The sequence below is a fragment of the Comamonas sp. FG99 genome, assembly GCF_057808605.1.
In genome coordinates this window covers 1-7,905 of record NZ_JBMDII010000075.1, presented here as the reverse complement: position 1 = coordinate 7,905, position 7,905 = coordinate 1, and the positions used below count along the sequence as shown (strand labels likewise).

The 7,905-nt window shown below is 56.6% G+C and carries 3 protein-coding genes and 2 pseudogenes; 2 read left to right on the top strand and 3 right to left on the bottom strand.

The genetic code is table 11. The features are described 5' to 3' along the window. Positions 1–506: 506 nt before the first annotated feature. On the bottom strand, positions 507–4,358 hold the full coding sequence (locus ACODRX_RS25665) for a hypothetical protein (RefSeq protein WP_488874380.1): 3,852 nt from the start codon (positions 4,356–4,358) through the stop codon (positions 507–509). Between the two features lie 278 nt (positions 4,359–4,636). Here ACODRX_RS25665 and ACODRX_RS25660 point away from each other — a divergent pair. Continuing rightward, a pseudogene (locus tag ACODRX_RS25660) lies at positions 4,637–4,855 on the top strand (DUF4236 domain-containing protein); the annotation flags it as partial. A gap of 183 nt (positions 4,856–5,038) precedes the next feature. Further along, entirely contained in the window at positions 5,039–5,815 is a 777-nt protein-coding gene (locus ACODRX_RS25655) for a hypothetical protein (protein ID WP_488874381.1), read from the top strand. Between the two features lie 653 nt (positions 5,816–6,468). Here ACODRX_RS25655 and istB read toward each other — a convergent pair. After that, positions 6,469–7,272 carry an IS21-like element helper ATPase IstB gene (gene istB / locus ACODRX_RS25650; protein ID WP_488874379.1) on the bottom strand — a complete coding sequence of 268 codons (804 nt, stop codon included), beginning with the start codon at positions 7,270–7,272 and terminating at the stop codon, positions 6,469–6,471. Then, positions 7,265–7,852: pseudogene (locus ACODRX_RS25645) on the bottom strand (Mu transposase domain-containing protein); the annotation flags it as partial. The pseudogene ACODRX_RS25645 and the gene istB, both read right to left, overlap by 8 nt. Positions 7,853–7,905: the final 53 nt, after the last annotated feature.

Below are 7,905 nucleotides of genomic sequence, written 5' to 3'. Positions count from 1 at the left end.
TAGCGTCAACTACGACAGACATCCTCGGTCAAGATGGATTGGCCGGACGGATACCGGATACGGACATCCCGTGCCTTTGGCGGGAAGGCGCCTCACCAGGAAGTGTAGAAGAAGGGCTGCAACGGGTCGGCAGCACCTATTCATGAGTGGTGATAGTGAACCCCATAGAGCAGCACTGTCAGCTACCTACCAGAAACCTGCCGCTGGGCAGCGGCTCGTCTTGATGCTTGGATGACCGCTATGTGGCGGTGGCTGATCGGTTGCGCTGCCGCCATGAGGAGCAGCGATCGCTGCAGAACCTTCTTTGCTGTCGCAATGTCGTCATTAGGCTGGTTGCGGACAGTAGCAGCAGGCGCTTCAACGACGGCTCTCGGCGGAAGCAGTCGCTCAGGAGAACGGAAACGCAGCCGGTTCGTTCACGGATATCCACTGCACTCGGTGTCAAATCGGCACTTAGTATGTAAACCTTCCTCAAATGCCTTCTCGTCTCGATCACCTCTCAAATTTCAGCGCGATCGCCTAGCCCTGTCACGCTGCGCATCAAGATCCTCCGCCTCCGCCTGTCGAGTCCACGAATCTGCAATCCTCAAACACAGGGCTTGCGCCCTAGGCCAACCTGATCCAACCATCTGAGCATTTTGGTGCCAGCTTTTAGCTAGCTCCCGCTCCTGTCGACCGCCCTCATCAATGTCTCTTGAATAGATTCCTCGGGAATTGAATGCCTCAATTTCCAGTCCACGCTCTAGCTGTTCAGAACGCCACCTCTCAAGGAGAACTCGCAACGCATAAGGTGGGAACCCGCCGTCATTCTGGTCAATTGGTAGGTGATACAGTAGCTTTCCGATTGTCTGCTCGCCGACTTCTGCTCGGTCTCTTGCGCTAAGTAGCTCGCGGGCTGAATCGACCCAAGCTTCAAGCTTTTCAACGTTGACAGTGCCATTTTCAACGCCCGGTGGGGTTCGCCATGAATCAAGTAGTTTGAATGCCACATGCGCACGCGCCTTTGCGGTTTCGATGTCTGCATCAGCCACTTCGCGATCAGTTGAGGAAGGCTTGTAAAGGTCACAAACTACATCGACGAAAAAATCTGGCTGCTGTCTAAGTAGTTCATGCAACGCCAAATCTCCGCGCTCAAGTCCGCGGCTCGTTAGTAGGGGGAGAAGAGCGTATTCACGACGAGCAAGTGCTTCGACATCAACTGTCGGCTGTTTACGAAGCCAGTCGAACACACTTTGCAGGTCGTGTTGGATTGACCCGAGTGACCGCATTTTCTCCTGGTCGGGAAGGTGGGCAGTGAACGAATCGATAATCTCTAGGACACGTTCATGCCCCAGTTTTGGCAGATCATTCCAATTCTGGTCAATGAGGTCCGCAGCGCGTCCATATTGAACAAACTCTCCCACCGCGCTCCCAAAGGCTTCCAGGTCTTCTTTTGCACCACGCAGGTATCCGAATCGGCGAGTCCAATACTCCCTACGAACATCATCACCAAGCCCGCGTACCGTGTCGTAGGTTTGTTTTTGATCCGGGTAGTCAACCAAGGCCATTGCCACAGAAGTCGGCGACCAACCGTTCGCATCGGCGTAGTCTAGTAGATGAGAAGTCCAAGTAGAACCTCTGACCGCTACCCGTGAACATGATGCCGACCGAAATGCCATCCATTCTGGGACCTCCAGTGCCTGCCAATAGCTCATTGCATCGAGGACTTCGCAATCGTCACACTCCAGCTGACCAACTTCATTACCCACGATATAGCGATATATGACGGTCGAGACTAGCTGATGAACTCCGTCCCAGCCCTTCGAGGTAAGTACATCGAATAGAGCCGCGCGCCTTCGTGCTTGCAGTTCCCTCGCGCGCTCATCGTAATCATCGTCACGGCCGCCGAGGTCCGGAAACTGCTCATCGAAAAGCCAACGATGCTTTAGCACAGGGTTGTCCAGGGAAAACCCGTCTGCGATCGCTTGGATGCGCATCAAGTCGCTCTTCGGCAAAGCCCAATCGGTGTCAGCGAAGCTGGCGTGGTGGCGACAGAGCTTGTCAAGCCGACTCCACAGGCGTTGCAATGCCTCTGGGGGAGCAAATGAACGCGATGCGCTGCGAAGAGCCTCTTCTAGGACGGCCCTCTGTTGAGGAGATAGATTGGGGTATTGCTCAACTAAATCAGCCAGCTTGCTCGGATCAGAGCCGGCAATCTGGAATGTCAGCGCTATGGTCAGTTCATAGGCCTCGACGACTTCGCTTCGTCTGATACTTCGGCGATCCAGCTGACCGAGATTCCTCCACATGGGCCTGTGTGTTGGCGTTGATGTTGATTTCTTTCCGGGCAGCAAGGCAACGAGCAATTTCCACCCTACATCAGGCTCACGCTCTACAACGCCACGAAGCACTTCAGTACGCGTCCTGGGGTCACACGAGGTGCCGGGATGCCACGGAAGGAAGATCTCACACAAGCTTCTGAACGGCCGATTGGAAATCTGACCGCCTCGATCGATTCGATCAAGTGACGCCAGAAGATGCGCTACACGGGGAAGTAGGTCTATCGACCATGCCAATGCCTCAAGGCCCCAGAGGAGACCCGTGTGGAACGATCGACCGAAGATCCCTGGTTCATCGGCCAGCATGAGGCTGAGACCGTCGGGGGCGCCCTGGATCAGGGCGTCCAGGGCGTCAAGAAAAGGACTGGGGGCGGCCTCGATCAATACAGGTAACTGCCTGTTCAAAGAAGCCAAGATTCTAGGATCCGTGCTCAACCCATCAAACTGACGCATTAGATGATCCACGTAGCTCTGCGCAGTCGAGTAGCCCTGTAACGCCCCGCTTTTCACTAATGGTGAGCCCAGTACGGCAATGCGAAGCAGGGTTTCGGCCAGCCCATCACGAAGTCCATTTGATATTTCTTCTCGTGGATTACGTGGCGCCATGGCGTGAGACATTCCTCGCCATCGATCATCAACAGCGGTAGAGATGCCGTTGAACACCGAGGACACCGCGCTCGATAGCCTTGCGATGTGATGCCTGGTTATGCCTCGCCGAATGAACTCGAAAGCCGCAGTCGGTGCTACAACGAAGCGACTCGACCCGATCAACTCAAGCAGCGGTGTTGCGCAATTAGCGTATGGTGACAGAGCCCCTGACAACTTCGCCTCATCTATGCCAGCGAGCGCGCTAACGACCGCCATGTCTGGCGCAGAATCTTCGCGCCAGGCCCCGGCGAAAACTGCCGCAACTACCGCATCTGTTTGCTGCCCATCTGCCCAGACTGGAAGTGCTGGCTCTTGCGCATTGCTGAAGAGGCTGCGAATGTGCCAGATCGAAACGCTGCTGCCTACGCTGCGGGCCATGACTTCTGCCTCAACCGCGGCGAAGCCCATCGAGTTCTCAAGTGCGGCAGAGAAGTCTTGGACGCTTGCACGCTCAAACCGAATCACGTTGGAAGAATCGTTAGCACGACCCAGAACTTCCAACACACGATAGCCAGCTTGAACGAGTCTATTACGATGCTTAGTTGCCGGGGGTGCCAAGATCACCGTTGGTAATCCCATCTGTGACAGCGGCTGGTTCGCCAGTCGATCAGCGTTGCCATCCTCCTCAACGACAAGACTGTTAGCCAGTACCAACTGAGCATCTGATTCGGAAAGCGTCTTGACGGCGCAGTAGATCAATGCAATGGCTTCTTCTGTCGAATCACAGAGAAGTGTGGAGACTGATCCGTTCTCTGCCCTGAATGCTGTCGTCACCCTTGAGACGTCCCGTCCGGCCGTGAGGAGCTGCTCAGTGACAGGCGGTGTGGTTTGCTTGGACCAAACTGAAAACCAGTGTTCCAGTGAGCGCCCGAAGCGCCCCGATCCGATTTGGAATTCATCGGTAGCCCAGTCTTCCACCGACGGTATTTTTTCGATCCATTGCACCAGATCGTCTGCTGCCAAGAGCACTATACCCCCCCACTTGGCCCGCTCTACCGCACTAAATTCATCTTTGATAAACGCAAGCGCCTCTGGAGTAACGCTTCTCATCGTCAAGCCCACGTAGACGACATCTGACTTTGACCAGCCGTGCGGAAGCGTCTTAGTTTCTGCTGACTTGAAGTCGCGCTTGAACTTGCCTTCGAAGTTTCGATCGGTGCTCAATTCCCAAAGAGAACGATGCCGACGAATACTACCGTTGTCTTCGTAGTTGACCTCAACCCAGCCATCCCATCCTGCGTACCCATTGCTCTCACCAGCCAGGAAGTGAAGGCTAGGCTGTTGCTTGGCTACCGTGGCGTATACGAGGCGTCGGATCAACTCACCGAGGTGTGTCTTTCCTACCGGCCGCTCGGCGAGTGTTTGCAGGTTATGTATCTCGATTCGAGGCATCGCTCTTGTCTTCCCCAAGTTGTGTCGACCCAAACTGGTCACATAGTAGGTGATCTCGCTGTGTTGCCCAGAGCAAGTAGCTCAACAAGGAACTCATACAGCGGCACGATCGGAGGAAGACCTACACCGCTGCTGAGCGAAGGCTGAGCACATTCCGCTAGATAGCCTTGCCCTTTCAAGTTTCGCAACGCCCAGTTCCGGACCTCGGTTCAAACGTGTCTAGGGAAGTCGGATTACTTCAATCATTGATTTGGCGAGCCCCTGCAGACCTTGACATAATGTATATTAACACTTTGACACAATCAGGCTTCTCCAAAGCTGAATGCATTAAATCAACAAGGGAGATTGGGATGGGACTCACGTTTTCGCGAAGCGTTAAAGTCGGATTCGTGCGGTTTAACTTTTCTGGGTCGGGGATTGGCGTTTCAGCTGGCATACCCGGCCTGCGCATTGGCAACGGTCCGCGAGGTGCCTATATCAGCGGGGGTGTGGCAGGCTTTCGGTACCGTAAAAGCCTTGGAGCCAGGCCTCGGACAGTTGCCAACTCTCGTCACAATCTCGCTGGGGCTCCGAAGAACCCCTCGCCGGTTCCTCAGAACGAGCCACAGCCTCCAAACGTCCTGTATTCAGAAGCTCACGAGACGGATATTCTGGAGCTCGTCGGCGCAAGTAGCGACGACTTGGTGCAGTCCATTAACGAGCAACGCTCTAAGATTTCAGTTTGGCCGTTCATGTTATTCGGACTGCTATTCCTGCTGGTGGTCCTACGCAACAACTTCCCAACTTGGCCTTCGGGCGCGTGGTGGCTTGGTTTACTGCTCATAGCGGGCGCTACCTACTGGTGCTACCAACGCGACCGACTCCGGAAGCTCACGGTGCTCTTTTATGAACCTGATGCCCCAATCACTGCTCTATTCGAGAATCTGACAAACGCGTTCACGACAGCCTCATCACCTCAAAAGCTCAAGGCCATCATGACCACTTCTCGATACGCGGATCCTAAGTACTCGGCTGGCGCAGGCCATGGGATAAAGTTTGGCTCAGCTACTGCTCGTCTGGGAGACGTGCCGGGTGTTGCAGCCAATATTTCCGTTCCAATCCTGATGGCGGAGAAGACGACCTTGGCACTGTACCCTGATCGTATCCTTGTCTTCAAAGACGGAAAGGTGGGCTCAATCAGCTACTCGTCGGTTGAGGTGGTATGCCAGGCAGTGACGTACGTTGAGGACGAAACGGTCCCGCCCGACGCAAGAGTCATTGGCCATACTTGGCGGTACGTCAATCGAAACGGCAGCCCTGATCGCCGCTTTAAGAACAACAAGCAAATTCCGCTGTGCGCGTACTCGCAAATGAACCTCAGTACCTCGACTGGCCTCGATGTCAGATTCCTTGGCTCCAAAGAAGGGGCTTTCGATGATTTCGTGACGGCACTACGGCTCTGCCGTTCCATGCCCTAGTTTCCTATCGCAGAAGTAGCTTGTTGCATTGATCTGGCATGGTCTCCGATACATTGCCAACTGGGGATAGCCATGCACCTGTGTGATGATGTGACACTCGGACGAATGAACTGCAATGCACCGAATTGATGCAGGTAGTAAGTCTGAGACGCACATCTCAAGCAGTCAGTCGGAGTACCTCTCGAACCCGTCATTTAATCACTATTGACGAGATTAAGCACCGCGTGTGGATCGCCTGACGTGAGCCGTCTTACTGCCGACGTTGCAGATGTCCCGTGACTGCATTCACCTTTTCACATTCCAGAGAGCGCCTAAAGCCCACTCTTTGGGTCCGGATCAACATCCGAGCAAACTCGATAAGTGGTCTCTCCTGTCCCGCGCGCGAGTGCCCTACAGGAAATGTCTGCTTCCCTATGGCATAGTTCATAAGGGCTATCCCCCAGTCCTCACCCTTGTATGTCGGCGCCGAAGTAAAAGTGAGCCACCGTGCCGCTTGAATCGTGAGCCAGGGGTGGAAGCCGACGCAGCGATGGTCGGCTGTGGATAAGTGTATGCCCTGCGTTGCTTATTGACCTCCTTTTGAGTTCTTTGAATTGGACTCATAGGGCGCACAGGGCGAAGCCCGCAGCGCCTTGTCCCAGATGCGGCATGTGTCAGTCAGCGATGTCTGGTGCATCGCTCTTGCTGCCGCTCTTGCGGGCCTGCTCCCTGGCCTTGATGCGCTTCTTCGCTGTCGCACTGCTGTGTAGGAAGCGATGGCTCTCGTTGCCCGTCTCAACAATGTGGCAGTGATGCGTGAGCCGGTCGAGTAAGGCGGTGGTCATCTTTGCGTCGCCGAACACGGTGGACCACTCGGCGAAGTCCAGGTTGGTGGTGATCACGACGCTGGTGTGCTCGTACAGTTTGGACAGCAGATGGAACAGCAGCGCGCCGCCGGTCTGACTGAATGGCAGGTAGCCCAGCTCGTCCAGGATCACCAGATCCATGCGCAACAGCGCACTGGCAATGCGCCCGGCCTTGGCCTTCTCCTGCTCCAGCGCGTTGACCAGATCGACCGTCGAGAAGAACCGAACACGCTTGCCATGGCGCGTGATGCCCGAGACTCCCAGGGCCGTGGCCAGATGAGTCTTGCCCGTGCCCGGCCCTCCGACCAGTACGGTGTTGTGCGCGGCCTCGGTGAACTCCAGCGTCGCGAGTTGGTGGATCAGTTTCTTGTCCACCACCGAGGCCTCGAAGTCGAAGCCGGCGAGATCCCGATGCACAGGGAAGCGCGCTGAGGTCATCTGGTACTGCACCGAGCGCATCGCACGATCCGTTGTCTCGGCCTGCAACAGGTGTTCGACCAACCAGCGGGCAGCATCCAGGCCCGATGCGGGTCCCTGCTCCTGGAGATCGAACCACGCCCCGGCCATGCCGTGCAGGCGCAACGCCTTGAGCTCAACAGTAACGTCACGCATGGTCCACCTCCTGGCCGCGCAGGCTGTCGTAACGCGCCGTGTTGGCCAGCGGCGGCGTGGCCACCTGCAGCGCCGTCTGGGCACTCAGCGGCGCTGCTGATGGAGCGTTGAGCCGGCCCAGCACGTTCACGACGTGCTCCACGCTGACACGTCCCGAGGGCGGGCGGCTCTCCATGGCTAACTCCACCGCCACGAGCACGGCATCCAGGCCTGCCATGGGCACGATGGCCAGCACCTGGGCCATCAAGCGGTCGCCGCCGGCCTGGCGCAGCAGGCCCCGGCGCAACTGCTGCAGCGGCTCGGGCATGTCTGCGAAGGGGGCGCCGTTCCTCAAGGCGCCGGGCTTGCGCTGCACCAGCGGAATGTAGTGCTGCCAGTCGTAGCGGGTGTCACCCGCATTGCTCAGGCGCTCGTGGCGAGCAACCACCACATCATCGGCGACAACAACCACACTGCTCGGATACAGCCGTGTGCTGACCATCTGGCCGGCCAGCTCACACGGCACCGAGTAGCGGTTGCGCGCCACCGACACCAGGCAGGTGCTGGACACGCGCGCGGGCTTCTCCACGTAGCCGTCGATGTATTGACCCACCGGAATCTGCACAGGTCAGGCCGCTAATGCACATGCCTCAG